Below are 17,098 nucleotides of genomic sequence, written 5' to 3' on the forward strand. Positions count from 1 at the left end.
ACACGCTTTGACTAAGACTCTTCTCTTTACATAAAACAGCCATCTCCCTTGCAGAGATGGCTGTTATCAACTAAGCGGCAATACTGCCTCTTGCTTTGCGTTTTATAATTTCATTTACCTCTTTAAACGTAACAAATTTACCTTGTTCTTCATCATATAACTTGTAACGTAGTGATTCTAAACTTGTACGTAAAGTAATCGTAGTTGCCATGTGTAATGGCGGTGTTTCATTGTGTGCCTTTTCAAGATTATAGTTAGGTACACGAGGGGCTAAATGGTGAACATGATGGAAACCAATATTCCCTGTTACCCATTGTAAAATTTTTGGCAATTTATAATATGAGCTACCTTCTACTGCGGCTTTAACATAATCCCACTCAGAATCATGTTCAAAGTAAGAATCTTCATATGTGTGCTGAATGTAAAATAACCAAATTCCTAAAGAACCAGCAATAAATAAAGTAACGCCTTGCACTAATAAAAACGCTTGCCAGCCCATGAAGAAAATTAAAGCTGCACAAATTCCGACCATGACGATATTCGTTAAAATTGTGTTTAAACGTTCCTTCTTCTTAGCATCCTTACGATTAAAACGATTTAAAACAAGTACCATATAAAGTGGCCCTAAACCAAACATAACAAATGGATTACGATAAAAGCGATACCATAGACGTTGACCTTTTGAGGCTTGCATATATTCTTCCACTGTCATCATATCAATATCACCAATACCACGCTTGTCTAAGTTTGAGCTTGTTGCATGGTGAATTGTATGCTCACGTTTCCATTTTTCATAGGGGAATGATGTTAGCACCCCAGTAAAAAATCCAACCCAGTCGTTTGCCTTTTTACTTTTGAAAAATGACCCGTGTGTACAATCGTGAAAAATAATAAAAGTTCGTACGACAAAACCTGCTGAAATGGCACTTAAGCCGACTGTTAGCCAAGGTGATACATCCACTAACAAGTAACCAGCCACCCATAATGCAATTAACGGAACAATTGTATTTATAATCTGAAAAACACTTTTACGCGTATCTGATTTAGCAAATGGCGCTACATCTTGGCGTAACTTTTTTGTTTTTTCTTTAATAGTTGCCATCTTTTACTCCCTCGTTTCTTTTTTTCTTATGACCTCATCATAAAACAAGAGTACAAGTCAGCAACAGACGCAAACATCACAAAAAGGATATGACATTTGTCATATCCTTTTATGATTTCGTTCCAGTCAAATGCAGTTGGTAGAACACAAGGTCTAGCCATTGCTCAAACTTATAGCCTGCATTTTTGATTGTCCCCGCATATTCAAAACCTAATTTTTCATGTGCTTTAATACTACCAATGTTTTCTCCATCAATGCCAGCGACAAGCGTTTTCACACCATTTTCTTCAGCAATCACTATCAGCTTGTGCATAAGCTTTGTAGCAATCCCCTTTTGATAATGCTCTTTATGCACATAGACGGAATGCTCCATTGTATATTGATAACCTGGATAAGGACGGAATTGACTATAGGTAGCAAAGCCAGCGACAAGCCCATTTTCCTCAAATACAAGCAAAGGATTATCTAATACTCGTTGCTCCTTAAACCATTGTACTTTTTCATCTAAAGTTTGTATATCATATCGGTAGACCGCCTTGCTTGTTAAAATAATATCATTATAGATGTCCAAAACCTCAGGTATATCTTTTTCTTCCATGAATCGAATCATCCTGCTCACTTCCCTTAACCAAATTGTCATCATCCGCAATGAAATAGAGATAGACAGTCATTGCATTGACTATCTATCTCCTCCTATTTTATGCCTTAAACATTGAAGTAGCGAGCATCAGGATGAGCAAAAACGATTGCAGATACAGATGCTTCTGGCTCCATCATAAAGCCTTCTGTAAGATGAACGCCAATATCCTCGGGTTTTAATAAGCCGAATAGTTTTTCTTGATCCTCCAAGTTAGGACATGCAGGATAACCGAATGAAAAACGTTGTCCCTGATATTTTGCTGCAAAACGATCTCTCATAGTGAAATCTGTTGCATCAGGGAAGCCCCATTGGTCACGAATTTCCTGATGCATACGTTCAGCAAAGCCCTCTGCTAATTCTAATGCAGTCGATTGTAAGGCATGGCTTTCAAGGAATTTACCATCCTCTTTTAACTGGCGAGCTTTAGCCATAACTCCCTGACCTGCTGTTACTACCATGAGCGCAATATAGTCCATTTCACCGCTCTCTACTGTTTTTAAGAAATCTGCAAGACATAAAAATGGTTCAACCTGCTGACGAGGGAAGGTAAAACGCTCAATTTCTATCTGACTATCAGCCGGATCATACACAACGACATCATCACCATCTGCTTGAGCAGGGAAAAATTGATACAAACCTGATGGCTTTAATAGATCACTTTTTAAATAATCATCTACTAAATCCTTTAGCTCTGTCGCTCTTGAATCGCCCGCTTCAAGCAATTGCTGAACTTGCCCTTTCAAGCCTAAATGGTGTCCCAGTAATGTACGCATATTAACATAAGGATATAAATGCGATACGGAGTAGTCTTTTTTTACATGACGTCGTAAATCGGCTGGTAAAAATACTGGCGCTCCTTTTACTGTTCGTACAGGCTTTATTGTTACCTCTTTTGCGGGACGAGCAGCTCTTTTTTCATCGGCCTCTAAACGTTTTTGACGGGATTCTTCAATTTCTGCTAAGAAATTTGCACGTGTCCCCTCACCCATTAATAAATTAGCTTGCTCTAAGCCTTGCATGGCATCCTTTGAATAAATAACAGGACCGCCATATTCATCTGCAATTTTTGTTTCAGTAAAACGTCGAGAAAGTGCAGCTCCACCAACTAAAATAGGTACATCAATCCCCGCCTCTTTAAAATCCTGAGCAGTAATGACCATCTGTTGCGCTGATTTCACTAGTAAACCTGACAGCCCAATAAAGTCTGGTTTTTCCTTACGAATCGCTTCAATCAATTGGGCAGGCGTTACTTTAATGCCCAAATCGACAACCTTATAGCCATTATTACTTAATATAATATCAACAAGGTTTTTCCCAATATCGTGGACATCACCTTTTACGGTAGCAAGTACCATTTTCCCTTTTCCAGCGCTCTCTTCATCCTTCTCCATGAATTGCTCTAAATGAGCAACAGCGGCCTTCATTACACCTGCTGATTGTAAAACCTCCGCTACAATGAGCTGGTTATCATTAAATAATCGACCTACCTCAGCCATGCCCTCCATTAAAGGGCCATTAATAATATCCAGCGGTGCCTCAAAGATTTCTCGTGCAGCATCTAAATCCTCTATTAGGCCTTCTTTGGTACCTTCTAATATATAGTAAGCTAAACGACCTTCAACCGTTTTCGGAATATCCGCTTCCGTTTTTTCCTTCTTTTTATCACGATAAAAATCTGTAAACACAGCTAATGTTTCATCATTTGTATTAAATAGCAAGTCATTTGCAAGTTTAATTTCCTCTTCAGGAATGGATGCATAACGCTCCAGTTTCTCTGTATTCACAATGGCATAATCTAAGCCTGCCTGTGTGCAATGATAGAGATAGACAGCATTCAATACTTCACGGCCAACTGGTGGTAAACCAAATGAGATATTACTTACGCCAAGTACCGTCAATGTCTGCGGCAATTTTTCTTTGATAAGACGAATACCTTCAATCGTTTCAAGGGCTGAACCAATATACTGTTCATCCCCAGTTCCTACAGGGAACATCAACGGGTCAAAAATGATATCCTCCGGTGCAAGTCCCCATTTCTCAGTTAATAGTTTATAGGAACGTTCAGCAATTTCAAGCTTGCGATGACGATCAACGGCCATTCCTATCTCATCAATGGTTCCAACTACCAATGAGGCTCCGTACTTCTTCACGAGTGGCATTACTGCATCAAATCGTTCTTCACCATCCTCAAGATTAATAGAGTTAATGATGGCTTTCCCTTGAGAAAACTTTAACGCTTCCTCAATAACTTTTTCATCAGTCGAGTCAATCACAAGAGGCACCTTAACCTTTTTTACAACCTCCTGCATAAATCCACGCATATCGGCTAATTCATCACGATCAGGGTTGGCTAAACAAATATCGATTACATGAGCACCATTTTTTACTTGTGCACGTGCAATCTCTGCTGCCTCCTCAAACTTTCCATCAATGATCAAATTCTTAAATTTACGAGAGCCGATAACATTTGTTCTCTCCCCGATAAATAACGGACGCATAGAATCGTCATACAATAAGGGTTCGATTCCCGATACCGCATGACCATGTGTTTTTTCAGGTAATTGACGAGGTTGTTCATCTTTTAAAACCTCGCGAATGGCTGCAATATGAGCTGGAGTCGTTCCACAACATCCACCTACAATATTAAGCCAACCCTTATCTGCAAAACCTTTTAATTTTTGCGATAGCGATTCTGGTGATTCATGATAACATCCTTCTTCATCTGGTAAGCCTGCATTCGGGTAACAGCTAATATAGCCTGTTGAAAGCTCTGCTAATGAACGAATATGATCTGTCATAAACTCTGGTCCTGTCGCACAGTTTAGGCCAACTGATAATGGTTTAATATGCTCGATTGAAATATAAAAGGCATCAATTGTTTGCCCTGCAAGTGTCGTACCCATTGGTTCTATTGTTCCGGAAATCATGACTGGTAGTTCTTTTCCAGTTTCCTCAAAAGCACGCTTTACGCCTAGGGTGCCTGCTTTGACATTGAGCATATCCTGACTTGTTTCTAATAACAGAACGTCGGCTCCTGCCTCAATTAATGCCTTTGCCTGTACAAAGAAATTTTCCTCTAGCTCATCAAATGTAATACCACCTGTAACTGATAACGTTTTTGTTGTTGGTCCCATAGCCCCTGCGATAAAACGTGGCCAATCCGATGTCGAATAACTATCCACTGCTTGGCGAGCAATTTCCACTGCACGCTTATTAATTTCTTCGGCTTTTGCGCCAAGATCATATTCATTTAACACGAGAGGCGTCCCACCAAATGTATTTGTACAAATAATATCTGCGCCTGCCTCTAAGTATTTGTGATGAATTTTCTCAATGACATCAGGTCTAGTAAGGACAAGATTTTCATTACAGCCATCAAGCTCCTCGCCACCAAAATCCTCTGCTGATAAATTTTCGTTTTGTAGCATTGTTCCCATTGCGCCATCAAGAATTAAAATACGTTTCTCTAGTTGCTCTTCAATCGAGTGCTTAGCCATGTATACTTACTCCTTTTTTCTGTTCATCCAATTGCTCTATATATTTCATCAACTCTAGGGTCACATCATAACGTAAAAACGGTGTAATAAGGTAAATACCATTGAAATATTGCGCAGCCACTTCTACTAATTCTTTGGCAATAGCAATTCCCTCCAATGTTGCCCGTTCCTTATCTTCCCCACATGCCTTCATTCTTGCTAAGGCATCCTCAGATAATTTGATACCTGGCACTTCATGATGTAAAAACTCAGCACTTTTATAACTCGTAACAGGCATAATGCCGATGTAAATTGGTGCTTGTAAATGCTTTGTTGCCTCATAAATTTCTACAATTTTTTCTTTCGTATACACTGGTTGAGAAATGAAGTAGTCTGCTCCATGCTCAATTTTCTTCTCTAAGCGTGTCACAGCACGATCTAACACACGGACATTTGGATTAAATGCAGCAGCAACTGAAAAATTTGCTTTTTTACGAAGTGGCTTGCCTGAGAAAGAAACCCCTTCATTTAACTGCTTAATTAATTGGATTAACTCCATTGAAGATACATCATAAACACTTGTCGCACCTGGGAAATCTCCAACTTTTGTTGGATCACCCGTAACGGCCAACACGTCATGAATACCTAAAGCATTTAATCCCATTAAATGCGATTGTAGACCAATTAAATTACGGTCTCGACATGTAATATGTGTTAGTGGGCGTACACCGTGTGTACTCTTTAACAATGCTCCCATTGCAATATTGCTAATACGTGGAGAGGCCAGTGAATTGTCTGCCATCATGACTACATCTGCACCTGCATCATACAGTTGCTTTGCTCCTTCAAGGAACCCATCAATCTCTAAATGTCTAGGTGTATCCAATTCTACTATGACAGAGCGTTCACGTTTTACTTTTTCATGAAGAGGCTCATACTTTGGTGGCTCTGCTTCACGAACAATCTCAATCTTTTCAGGTTTCGCATGCTTCTCCTGAACCGGTGATAACTCTTCTAAATACTTCTTTGCTGCTGCAATATGTTTCGGTGTCGTACCACAGCAGCCCCCTATTAAGCGTACGCCTTGATCACGTAATTCGACAGCCGCTCGACCAAAATAATCCGATTCTGATTCATAAACGACACGTCCATCTTCTAAGTCAAGAAGTGAGGCATTCGGATAGGCAGACATAAATGCCTTGTTAGGAAGTTCTACACCTTCAAATGCTTGAATCGTATGATGTGGACCTAGTCGACAATTGACACCCACGATATCTGCACCGAGTGTTTCTAGCTCATGCAGGGCATTATTTAAAGACATTCCATTTTGTAAAACACCAGGCTCATGCATAGATACTTGTGCAATAATCGGTAAATTTGTTTTTGCACGTAGCATCTTTAAGGTTGCAGTTAATTCTTCAAAATCATAATAGGTTTCGAGTAAAAGGCCGTCAGGATTTCCTGCAAGTAAAACATTTGCTTGCTCTTCAACTGTCGCTAATATTTCATCTAATGTTGCATCACTTTTACGAATTCCTCGAATACCACCAATTGTTCCTAAGACAAATTGACCGCCATCTGCCGCTGCTCGTTTTGCAATGGTAATAGCCGCTTCATTAAATTGTTGGACCCGTGATTCTAATCCATAGCGAGCTAATTTAATGGCATTTGCACCGTACGTATTCGTTTGAATGATGTCAGCACCAGCTGCAATATATTCTCTATGAATCTTTTCAATTAACTCAGGTCTCTGAACATTCATTTCCTCATGGCAATACTCCAATCCATAGCCATATAGCACTGTGCCTATTGCACCGTCTGCTGTCAATACATGCGTTTTTAACCTTTCAAGCAATCCCATAAAACTAGCCTCTCTTCCTATGTCTCTATATAATAAAAAGCCTTCTTTCATAAAAAAAGAAGGCTTTAACGATTCATCATTGTTGTTCCTTCTCATCTTCGACTCAATGGTCTTCTGGATTTAGCACCTGACAATAAAGTTGGTTGCTGAAGCTTCAATGGGCCAGTCCCTCTGCTTCTCTTGATAAGAATTAAGTATGAATTTTTTAAATAATTAAAAGAATCATATCGTTTACTGACGAATGAGTCAAGACTATTTCACATAACAAAGTTTTTTTCCACTTAAAACCTTAGAAATTGGCAAGTTCCTTCGCAAGCTCTTCACCAATTTTTTTCCCGTTTTGAATGCAAGCGCCGATACCTACGCCAAAATATGAGCACCCAGCAATCGATAAATGTGGATACTTTTCATGTAATTCCTGTAGTAATCCTTGTAACGCTTCACGATGAGCTAGATCATATTTAGGCATTTGATCAATCCATTTTGTTACATTCACAACTGTTGGCTGTTCCTCAATTCCTAGGCTTTTCCTCACGTCTTCTAAAGCTACAGCTGCCAATTCTTCATCCGTCATGGCACGTAATTGCTCATAGGCTGGATTGATGCTCTTATAAAAGAGTCGTACAAGTAATTTATGTTCTTTCGATGTATGCTTCCATTTACGACTCGTCCAGGTTGCTGCATTACAAGTAACATCCGAATTATGCGAAACAATATAGCCCGTTCCATCTGCTGGCAATCTAGAGTCTGGCACATCAAAGCCTAAATAGATGGTAATGGCTGACGCTGTCGTAAATTGGTCAAAATAGCGGTTTAAAGATTCATCCTGTAGTAGATTTTGAACAGCATCATTCGGTAATGCTAAAACGACATAATCTGACTCAATATTTTCACCATTAGCTAAGGTAATTGTGTAGTTTTTATCTTGTTTTTGAACATTTAGAGTAGTAACGCCCTTGATGATTTCTACATCTGATAATGTTTGTTCAAGTCGATCAATTAAAGAAGATAAACCATTTTTAAAGGATATAAATTTTTTGTTCGCTGCTTTAACAAATTGCTCACGATTCGCATCAAAACCTTTAATAATACTTCCGTAATTATTCTTATAATCAATTAAATACGGTAAAGTAGAGCCAATGGAAAGCTGATGTAAATCGCCTGAATAAACACCTGCAAGTACTGGTGCAATTTGATTTTCCACAAGTTCCTCCCCTAAATAGTAAGTTAAAAATTCTCCTATTGAACTTTCCTTTGTGAAGCCGTAGTTTGGTAATGTCAAATCCTTTAACGCTTCTTTTTTTCCTTGCTCTGAAATAAGTGTACTTTCTTCTAAGGATGCCAAACTCATCGGTATACCAAATGTTGAATCTGTTGGTATAGCGTGTAACTCATTATTCGTATAAATATAAGAAATACCTGTTTCGTTGTAAACTAGCTCCGCTTCAAAATCAAGCTCCTGTACGAGTTCCATAACGCCTTGATGACGGGCTACAATAGAATCAGCACCTGTTTCCATGATGAAACCTTGTTCATGTGCTGAATATAATTTGCCTCCTAAATATGTATTTTTTTCTACAAGCACTAGACGAACATCTAAATTATTCTCCTTCACTTGACGTTGTAAATAATGCATTGTACATAGTCCTGTAATTCCGCCGCCTAAAACAACAACTGTTTTCATAGTAACCGCCCCTATTTTTAGTTCTTTCTACAGTATAATCTTTTTTTCATTGAAAATTACGTTAAACCCTTTACAAATTTAGCAAAAATAGAGCTATTTCATCAGTGAAATAGCTCTCCTTAGTGTTGAAAAACAAAACAGTCAATTGAAAGGTAGAAATGGATTTCCGTTGCAGGCTACTTGCTTTCCTGTGGGCGAGCGCCGAATCGCTTCCTCCGCTACCGCTCCGTGCAGGGCTTCGCCTGTCTCGCTATCCCACGGGAGTCAAGTAGCCTTCCACTTCAACCCACTAACTTTTTAGCAAAGGTTTTCAAATAAAGTGAAGGTGCTCACTACTCTTTATGAAGAGGTGTTGTCACGCATCACTTCTCCACACTGAAAATAAGAGCTTATCCCCGCTAAGAATACAGATAATGGGCGATTTGATCGCTATGCTACTATGAAAAAAAGTAAAGACACTTTGCAGCATGTTTGATTGGATTGGAGCCAGCGTCACTCCTAGGGGATTTAGCGTCACAGAGGAGACCCTGGAGCGAACGTAAGTGAGTGAAGCGGCTCATCGGACGCCCCCTGGAAAGGACGCTGGCGGAACGGAAATCAACCCCTCACCCTGCAAAGTTGCCTTTTCTGCCGTTGACATCCTCTTTTTTCAACAACATATAGAGGCAGGGACAAAACCCACCTCTAAATTAAAAAGCCTGTGAAATTTTACGATCAGTAAAATTTCACAGGCTTTAAATTTTTTCATAAAAAAATAAGGATCACTTCTGATAAAATTAAGTCACCACAACAAAATTATACAGAAAGAAGGATCCTTATGTTTAAAAATTATAACATGAATCAATTAGTTTTGCCTTTAGATTTAGAAGTAACATTACAAAAAAATGATATTGCCTTCCATGTCCACCATCTAGTTGAAAGTATCTCGCCTGAAGCGTTTGAACCATTCCTTCGAAATGAAGGCTGTCCCGCCTACCATCCACGCATGATGCTTAAAATTATCTTATGTGCTTATACACAATCTGTCTTCTCAGGGCGTAAAATTGAAGCCCTATTAAAAGATAGTCTTCGGATGATGTGGCTAGCTCAAGGGTATGAACCAAGCTACCGCACGATCAACCGTTTTCGTGTTCAACCAGAAATGAAAGAGTTGATCCGCCAATGTTTTGTCCAATTCCGTTGCCAGTTGGTCCAAGAAGAATTAATTGATCAGGAAGCTATTTTTATTGATGGAACAAAGATCGAAGCCAATGCGAACAAATTTACTTTCGTGTGGAAAAAATCCATCGAGAAATATCATAACGGATTAATTGAAAAATCAAACCAGTTATACGATGAGCTACTCGAGAAAGAAATCATACCAGAAATTGAACGAGAAAATGTAGAAGAATTAGCAGTAGAAGAGCTCGCCCAGATGGTAGAAAAAGTAGACGAAGTGATTTCCGCGTATGATCAAAAAATAGAGGATTCATCGGATGTAGCTGCGCGAAAAGCTTTAAGAGCCGAACGGAAATTCCCAAAGCAAGCACGCAAACAATTAATCGACTATATTGTACGTAAACTAAAATATCAAAAAGACTTTGAAATCTTTGGCATGCGAAATAGTTATTCCAAGACGGACTCAGATGCCACATTTATGCGAATGAAGGATGACTATATGAAAAATGGTCAATTGAAAGCAGGTTATAACATCCAAGTCGCAACAGAAGGTCAATATGTGCTTGCCTATAGTATCTATTCGAACCCAACGGATACACGTACCTTAATCCCGTTTTTAGATGAAATCGAACAACATTATTTTGAACTACCAAAACACGTTGTCGCAGATGCTGGATATGGTAGCGAACAAAATTATGATGATATCCTTTCGAATCGTAAACGAGAAGCCTTAATTACGTATAACTTGTATTTAAAAGAACAAAAGAAAAAGTATAAACAAAACGAATTCAATACAGCATACTGGGATTATGATGAAGAAAATGATCAATACACATGCCCGAACCAACAACAGCTTGTATTTAAATATCGTACCACGAAAACGGATCAATATGATTTCACGCGCGAGTTTAAGGTATACGAATGTGAAGACTGTTCCGAATGCCCATTCCGTTCATTATGTACAAAAGCAAAAGAAGGAAATAATCGTAAGTTAATAGTGAATGAGAAGTGGGAACAGCAAAAAGAATATGTAAGAACAAAGCTTTCAGAAGAAAAAACGAGTACCATTTATCGTCAACGCAAAATTGACGTGGAACCAGTTTTTGGATTCTTGAAAGCTAATTTGCGTTTCACTCGATTTTCTGTTCGAGGAAAATCGAAGGTTAAAAATGAAATAGGTCTGGCATTAATGGCTGTGAATTTAAGAAAATTCACAGCCATTAGGTATGGAGACAACATAAAAAATAGAGAAATCCTAATTTGAATGAATTCAAATTAGGATTTCTCACTAATTGAAGCTAGTTATGTCCCAGCCTCTTGCTTTCTGAATCTCTAAAAGACCCATCCTCTATTGCAATATTTACACAACAAACATTTTAATAGGTACTATAGTGTTTAATACTTCTAAAAATACAAATAGATGTAAATGTTAGTAGTCTATCCTTTTAAATTTTGCGCAAAGTTCGCTAATTTTTCTGCTGAATTCGTTACCTCAGTAAATGAAGTGCCTAATTCACTTAATATGCCTACAATTGCTTGTATTTTCGTTGCCATACAATCATTTTGATCTTTTGCTTCTGTCATGGCTCCCAATATACTCGTAAATTGACCTTCAGTTTGTAACATATTTTCCTCACCAGCTGCTACTTCATCTTGAATATTTGTCAAAGAATGCTCTAATTTCTCGGTTCGTTCACCCGTTTTTTTCAATAACAAAGCAACCGCTGTAACTGATTCTTTTGTTTGAATCGATAATTTACGCACTTCGTCAGCCACTACACTAAAGCCCTTCCCTGCTTCCCCAGCGCGTGCTGCTTCAATTGCAGCATTCAAAGCCAACAGATTCGTTTGATTCGCAATATTGGTCACAACACTCATGATTGTTTCCATTTCCCTAGACATACCTGATAATTGTTCAATATTTTCTTCTATATCATGAAGAGAATGAATAATATTGAGCATATTTTGTGATTGATTTTTTAAACGTTCGCGACCCTCAAGTGCTTGATTTTCAGCCAATGTAGACACTTCGAGTGATTTTTTGGCCAATTGTTTAATTTCGTCAGATTGTTTGCTTAAGCAGCAAAATGAATTATTTGTTTCCTGCGAGATTGTTGCAAGAGCTTCCGAAGAATCTACAATCTGTCGTTCAATCGCATCTTTTTCATGCACCATTTTTTCCTTCAGCTGTTCCACCGTGTTTTCAAAAGCTTCTAAAACAAGTTGTTGCTCAAAATTACAAATTTTCGATATAGCTCTGATCGTATTAAATTGATCTTGTGGAAACTCTATATTTTTTTCGACTAAATCAATAAATGATATCGATAAATCTTGGAATGCACAGATATACCACTGTGTTCTAAGCCCAATGTGGACATGCACCTTTGCAATCTTTACACGCCTTTGGTAATACAACTCATCAATGGTTCCGTTAAACATTTCAATAATATGTTGCCGTAATGTTACTTTAAGCTTTTCTACAGAACTATGATGACTAATAATATCTACCAAATGATGCTCTGTTCCTATCATGTTGTAAAAACGGTTTACGATGTGATCTACATTGTCCATAACATATGGCTGGAAAGCTTTTAAATATTGTAAGTCTTTCTTCGTTAAGTTCAGCATATCAATTTGCTTCGCCATTGATTGGCGAGAAGACAAATCCATTTTCACTGTGTATTGCTGTAAATCCAATACCTTCGTCTTTCTCTGTTTTTGAAAAATCACACATCTTCCCTCTTTCATTCCGTTTACTTTCATCAGGCTGAGAAACATCAAATCCCTTTTAACATATTGATGAATACATGAAAAAATACCGATAAAATAACTTTGGCCAGATTTAATGGTTACATCGGTTCGTACAATTTCAAATGACACACTGCCTCCAAAAGTGTGTCGAGTACCCATTTGTTCAATCCTCATAAGGTCATTTGTTCTCAACAAACAGATATAGTCACTACATGACTAGCAGTAAATTTATTTACGTATGCTTCTTTTCAAAATCACTCATATACATTAATCATTTTATAAATGGCTGTCAATCTTATTAATACCATTATTTTACATAAAATGTATAAAAAGTCCTTGTTGTTAAATAAACCGTACTAAACAATAAAAAAGCTACCACAATACTATTCGGTAGCTTTTTTAACCATTTTTTTGTTTATTATGCTTACTTGTTTTATATTTATTCTATTTTTTTATTGGTTATCTTTAATTTTCACTATATTAATATTTTTTACCCTCAACTAACATCTATCTACATACCCATAAACAGTAGTCATTACAAGACTAAAAGACCCATTCGTTACTGCTGTATAAATCATTCTAAAAACCTATACTTTTTAACACTAAATTTACAAACCTTTAAGTTCCTGTAATATTTTAGCCGCTTCTTCGGAGCCAGCATCTGCTGCGAGTCCATACCATTTGATAGCTTCTTTCAGATTTCTATCTATTCCTTTATCTTTATTGAAAATATGTCCTAATTGTAACTTGGCATCCACATCCCCTTGAAGGGCAGCCTGCTTAAACCAATGAATACCTTTTTCAATATTGCGTATTCCTGTTAGACCATTACTCCATATATAGCCTAAATCATAAAAGGCATCTACATGATATTGTTCCGCAGCTCTTTCATACCAAAATAGTCCACGATTGACATCTTTCGCTTGGCCTAAGCGCCCCTCTAAATAAATTCCACCAAGTCGATATTGTGCTTCGACATACCCTGCCTCAGCTGATTTTTTATAGGCATTAAAAGCTGCTTCCACATCTATCTCAACGCCTAACCCCTGCTCATAAATAATGCCTAACGTAAACATTGCCTCTGCCACATTCTTTTTTGCAGCATAGTCAAACCATTTTTTTGCTAATGTATAATTCGTTGGTACGCCCTCGCCATTAAAGTACATATCCGCTAAATTATTGGCAGCATCCGCATGTCCCTGTAAAGCCGCTTTTTCATAGTATGAAAAGGCAAGAGAATAATTCTCCTCCATACCTATGCCCCCAAAGCAAAAATTCCCCATCACATATTGAGCATCTGCATTTCCTTGAGCTGCTGCTAGCTCAAACCATTTCAATGATTTTTCTGGTTGAAAATGTTTACCCTCTCTAGAATTATAATATTCTCCCAGTTGATATTGAGCATCCCCATCCTGCTCTTCAACCGCCTCTTTATACAAATCAATAATGACCTCATGATCTAAATCCTCTTCATCTAAAATAGCGATTTGTTCATCTTGATGGCGAAAGTACCACTCAACAATATCAAGCACATCATCTACTACTTCTATACTGTTTTTTAACTTTTCTAGCGAAGAAATTTGCCAGATAAGTATATAGATAGGCTGGGGTATGGCATCGCGTAAGACATCATCATATTCTGCTAACAGCGTTAATACATTCTCCTGTATGGATTGAGATTGTGCTGTATGGACAATCTGCAAATGGCGCTGTTGCTGTTCTTTTAATAGCCCCCGCACTACTTGATACAGAATTTTCTGCAAGGCTGTTAGGTTAATTTCAGCGAATGTAAGTAATTTTATATTTTGAGCAAACCATGGATCTTTTGTTTGTGTAAGATTTTGTAGGGAATCTATTCGTTCTTTATTTCGCTTGGCTAAAATTTGCTCGTACATTATTTTCCTCCCTTGCACACTATGTAAAAAAACTGCCTTGCCACTATTATATGGAAGACAGTTGAAGTTTGGTTACACATATGCTCTCAATAGTAAGCCTACGAATAGCGTAATAATTAAAAATACTGTGATATGGGTCCATTTATACATTGCTAATAAACCTATAAATTCTCGCGTAAATGCATTGGGAACATAGTAAAAAGCTGTCTTTGAGCCAACGCCCTCGGCATCTAATGCTGCTTTCCTAGCATAAATACTTGCGCGAAACACATGAAAATTATTCGTAACAAAAATGGAACGATACTTCTCTCCAGGAGAATGGTGGTCCATCATTTTCTTTGAAAAGATCATATTTTGTTCTGTATTGGCTGAACGATCTTCCATTAGAATCTTGTCAGTCGGAATATGATGAACTTCTATTAAGTATTGTTTCATTGCAAATGCTTCTGATACGTTTTCATCATTTCCTTGACCGCCAGAGACAATGATAAAAGGCTTCTTCGCATACTTTATATATTGCTTTACTGCTTCATCTAAGCGACTTGCTAAAAGCGGAGGTACTCTATCGCCAATTAACCCTGAGCCTAATGCAATGATGTAATTTGGTTCATAACGTATAGGTGTAAAATGATACAATGTCGCATAGGCAAGGACACTAGTATATAAGAACATTGTATAGCCAAAAATCAAAAACGCATAGAAGAAAAGAATATGCCAAAATACATTTTCAATTTGAATAAAAATGACAAATACATACCATATCATCATAATAACAAAACTTAGCCCCAATATGGCTAACATTAAATTACGAAATTTACGCCCTTCCTTTTCTAATAATACTTTACTATTGAAAAACATGGCTATCGATAAAATAAACATAATGCTTGGAAAGCTTCCTAATATAATAAATATCCCCATTTCAGAAATAATTCCCTGATTATTTGGCAGCAATAAAGGATAATGAATAATAAGCGCTCTGACAATATATATACCTATCAGACCAAGAGCTACCGCGTTGAGGAAGCGCCTTTTTTCTGTTAAGTACAAAATGATAAAAATGGTGATGAAGATTGATAAAGTTAGTAGCATCGTTTCACTCCTTTCTATTGCATAATTTCCACAATCATTACATCTGCCACTATTTGTTCATATTTTTTGATATAGCTCAATTATTGAAAGCGTTTGTTTTATTTTTTAATATAGTTCATGTAATATTACTATATAAGAACTAGTTTATGATTAAATTCAAAATTATATTGGAGGAATGTATGTAATGAAAAAAATTCTTGCCGCTCTTTTTGCAGCGACACTGATATTTTCAACTGTTGGTGCAACATTATTTATTACTGATACGCCAACGGCAGAAGCAAAATCGTATAAATCGGGTAAAAAAGGCTTCTCTAACAACAATAATAGCTCGAATATCCAAAAATCGAAGGATACTTCTAAAGATCAAAACAATGCAACAACAAATAAAAACAACTCAACATCTACTAATAAAGCAGATACTACTAAAAAAGGTGGCTTTTTCTCAGGCGGTCTGATGAAAGGATTAATGCTTGGTGGACTTGCTGGTTTATTATTCGGTAGTCTATTTGGTGGTATGGGGATATTGGGGAATATTTTAGGTTTACTTATTAACGTGGCAGCAATTGCGGTTATTGTAATGCTTGTTGTAAAAATAATGAATATGTTTAAAGATAAAAAGCGCAAAGAGGAAGCACAATGGCACAAATAATCAACGAACAAGATATTATTAATGCTATTTGTTTATCTCAGGCCTATTATCAAAACATTCGCCCAGAGGATGTTCTGGTAGAATTGACTTACGAAGATGACGCAGGCTTTGGTGCAGAGGTTGAAGTTAATGGTCAAATAGAAGTGCTTAATACAGCAGCCATGATTGGTGCCTTACGTGTTTGGATCAAGGATGTTTTGCATGGTGATCCATTCTCGACAGGAATTGAGCTTGTTTTAGATGACGAAGAAGGCATTATTGCCAAACTATCATAAAAAAATAGCAGTACAATGAATCGTCCAAAAGATTCATTGTACTGCTATTTTACTTTTTCAAACGTTTTTTAACCTCTTCTTTTTCTTCCTCATTAAGAGAAAAATCTACGATAGAGCGGCCCAGCATTAATAACATGATAAACATGACTCCTGTACCAACAATTAAATAGATCATTGTAAATACTTTAGAATAAGCTGTTGTTGGGTATAGCCCTGTTTCTACACCTGTTGGAATCAAGCTCACTACAGCAAAATACATGGCATCCAACCAGTGCCACCCTTCTGTCCCCTTGTAGAATAGAGTTCCTGATAGAATGATTAAAAATAGTGTAGTAAATAATGATATGAACTGTGGACGTTTAAAGGACCTCCACAAACCTTTTACTAATCTTTTAGCAGATAATATAAATGACAGCATCCCATTCTCCTTTATCGATGGACGTTCAACAGCATAGTTAGACTATACTTCGTTTTTTACGAAAACGTCAAAAGGTAGAGGTGACACTCCCCCTACCTTT

At 37.4% G+C, this 17,098-nt stretch carries 12 protein-coding genes and 1 riboswitch; of the genes, 3 read left to right on the forward strand and 9 right to left on the reverse strand.

Going from position 1 to position 17,098, the window contains the following annotated elements; genetic code table 11:
- Nucleotides 1-70: 70 nt before the first annotated feature.
- From JTI58_RS05665 to JTI58_RS05685, 5 genes are all read right to left on the reverse strand, one after another.
- The gene (locus tag JTI58_RS05665) at nucleotides 71-1,102 is read right to left on the reverse strand and encodes a Delta(5) desaturase DesA (RefSeq protein WP_205445786.1); all 1,032 of its coding nucleotides are present in this window, start codon (nucleotides 1,100-1,102) and stop codon (nucleotides 71-73) included.
- A gap of 109 nt (nucleotides 1,103-1,211) precedes the next feature.
- A complete protein-coding gene (locus tag JTI58_RS05670; RefSeq protein WP_205445787.1) occupies nucleotides 1,212-1,712 on the reverse strand; it encodes a GNAT family N-acetyltransferase in 501 nt (166 codons plus the stop codon).
- 95 nt (nucleotides 1,713-1,807) lie between these two features.
- Nucleotides 1,808-5,239: a methionine synthase gene (gene metH, locus JTI58_RS05675; RefSeq protein ID WP_205445789.1), complete on the reverse strand. Its 3,432-nt coding sequence runs from the start codon at nucleotides 5,237-5,239 to the stop codon at nucleotides 1,808-1,810.
- Nucleotides 5,232-7,079, reverse strand: coding sequence for a bifunctional homocysteine S-methyltransferase/methylenetetrahydrofolate reductase (locus tag JTI58_RS05680; protein ID WP_205445791.1), 1,848 nt, complete (start codon nucleotides 7,077-7,079; stop codon nucleotides 5,232-5,234). Before JTI58_RS05680 ends, metH begins: the two co-directional genes overlap by 8 nt.
- Nucleotides 7,080-7,168: 89 nt before the next feature.
- Nucleotides 7,169-7,269: riboswitch (SAM riboswitch) on the reverse strand.
- 99 nt (nucleotides 7,270-7,368) lie between these two features.
- A complete protein-coding gene (locus tag JTI58_RS05685; protein WP_205445792.1) occupies nucleotides 7,369-8,763 on the reverse strand; it encodes a protoporphyrinogen oxidase in 1,395 nt (464 codons plus the stop codon).
- 817 nt (nucleotides 8,764-9,580) lie between these two features.
- On the opposite strand from JTI58_RS05685, the gene JTI58_RS05690 reads away from it, so the two are divergent.
- Nucleotides 9,581-11,185, forward strand: a complete 1,605-nt coding sequence (locus JTI58_RS05690) for an IS1182 family transposase (protein ID WP_205442132.1) — start codon at nucleotides 9,581-9,583, stop codon at nucleotides 11,183-11,185.
- A 173-nt stretch (nucleotides 11,186-11,358) separates the two neighbouring features.
- Here JTI58_RS05690 and JTI58_RS05695 read toward each other — a convergent pair whose 3' ends face one another.
- From JTI58_RS05695 to JTI58_RS05705, 3 genes are all read right to left on the reverse strand, one after another.
- Nucleotides 11,359-12,651 carry a globin-coupled sensor protein gene (locus JTI58_RS05695; RefSeq protein WP_205445794.1) on the reverse strand — a complete coding sequence of 431 codons (1,293 nt, stop codon included), beginning with the start codon at nucleotides 12,649-12,651 and terminating at the stop codon, nucleotides 11,359-11,361.
- A gap of 629 nt (nucleotides 12,652-13,280) precedes the next feature.
- Nucleotides 13,281-14,567 (reverse strand): tetratricopeptide repeat protein, encoded by a 1,287-nt coding sequence (locus JTI58_RS05700; protein WP_205445796.1) that lies wholly within the window; start codon nucleotides 14,565-14,567, stop codon nucleotides 13,281-13,283.
- 72 nt (nucleotides 14,568-14,639) lie between these two features.
- A complete protein-coding gene (locus tag JTI58_RS05705; protein ID WP_205445798.1) occupies nucleotides 14,640-15,656 on the reverse strand; it encodes a YdcF family protein in 1,017 nt (338 codons plus the stop codon).
- Nucleotides 15,657-15,840: 184 nt separating this feature from the next.
- On the opposite strand from JTI58_RS05705, the gene JTI58_RS05710 reads away from it, so the two are divergent.
- Together JTI58_RS05710 and JTI58_RS05715 are read left to right on the forward strand one after the other, a co-directional pair.
- Nucleotides 15,841-16,305, forward strand: coding sequence for a hypothetical protein (locus JTI58_RS05710; RefSeq protein ID WP_205445799.1), 465 nt, complete (start codon nucleotides 15,841-15,843; stop codon nucleotides 16,303-16,305).
- Entirely contained in the window at nucleotides 16,293-16,580 is a 288-nt protein-coding gene (locus JTI58_RS05715; RefSeq protein WP_004224435.1) for a DUF2653 family protein, read from the forward strand. The genes JTI58_RS05710 and JTI58_RS05715 overlap by 13 nt, the downstream gene beginning before the upstream one ends.
- 49 nt (nucleotides 16,581-16,629) lie before the next feature.
- On the opposite strand, the gene JTI58_RS05720 is transcribed toward JTI58_RS05715, so the two are convergent.
- Complete coding sequence (locus JTI58_RS05720) at nucleotides 16,630-16,998, reverse strand: ion channel (RefSeq protein ID WP_205445801.1); 369 nt, start codon at nucleotides 16,996-16,998, stop codon at nucleotides 16,630-16,632.
- Nucleotides 16,999-17,098 lie beyond the last annotated feature (100 nt).

Origin of the sequence: Lysinibacillus fusiformis, assembly GCF_016925635.1 — a bacterium.
Lineage (GTDB): Bacteria > Bacillota > Bacilli > Bacillales_A > Planococcaceae > Lysinibacillus > Lysinibacillus fusiformis_F.

Excerpts from the sequence above, each read along its gene's own strand:
- JTI58_RS05665 (WP_205445786.1), bottom strand. The coding sequence starts at position 1,102 with ATGGCAACTATTAAAGAAAAAACAAAAAAGTTACGCCAAGATGTAGCG.
- JTI58_RS05670 (WP_205445787.1), bottom strand. The coding sequence starts at position 1,712 with ATGATTCGATTCATGGAAGAAAAAGATATACCTGAGGTTTTGGACATC.
- metH (WP_205445789.1), bottom strand. The coding sequence starts at position 5,239 with ATGGCTAAGCACTCGATTGAAGAGCAACTAGAGAAACGTATTTTAATT.
- JTI58_RS05680 (WP_205445791.1), bottom strand. The coding sequence starts at position 7,079 with ATGGGATTGCTTGAAAGGTTAAAAACGCATGTATTGACAGCAGACGGT.
- JTI58_RS05685 (WP_205445792.1), bottom strand. The coding sequence starts at position 8,763 with ATGAAAACAGTTGTTGTTTTAGGCGGCGGAATTACAGGACTATGTACA.
- JTI58_RS05690 (WP_205442132.1), top strand. The coding sequence starts at position 9,581 with ATGTTTAAAAATTATAACATGAATCAATTAGTTTTGCCTTTAGATTTA.
- JTI58_RS05700 (WP_205445796.1), bottom strand. The coding sequence starts at position 14,567 with ATGTACGAGCAAATTTTAGCCAAGCGAAATAAAGAACGAATAGATTCC.
- JTI58_RS05705 (WP_205445798.1), bottom strand. The coding sequence starts at position 15,656 with ATGCTACTAACTTTATCAATCTTCATCACCATTTTTATCATTTTGTAC.
- JTI58_RS05710 (WP_205445799.1), top strand. The coding sequence starts at position 15,841 with ATGAAAAAAATTCTTGCCGCTCTTTTTGCAGCGACACTGATATTTTCA.
- JTI58_RS05715 (WP_004224435.1), top strand. The coding sequence starts at position 16,293 with ATGGCACAAATAATCAACGAACAAGATATTATTAATGCTATTTGTTTA.
- JTI58_RS05720 (WP_205445801.1), bottom strand. The coding sequence starts at position 16,998 with ATGCTGTCATTTATATTATCTGCTAAAAGATTAGTAAAAGGTTTGTGG.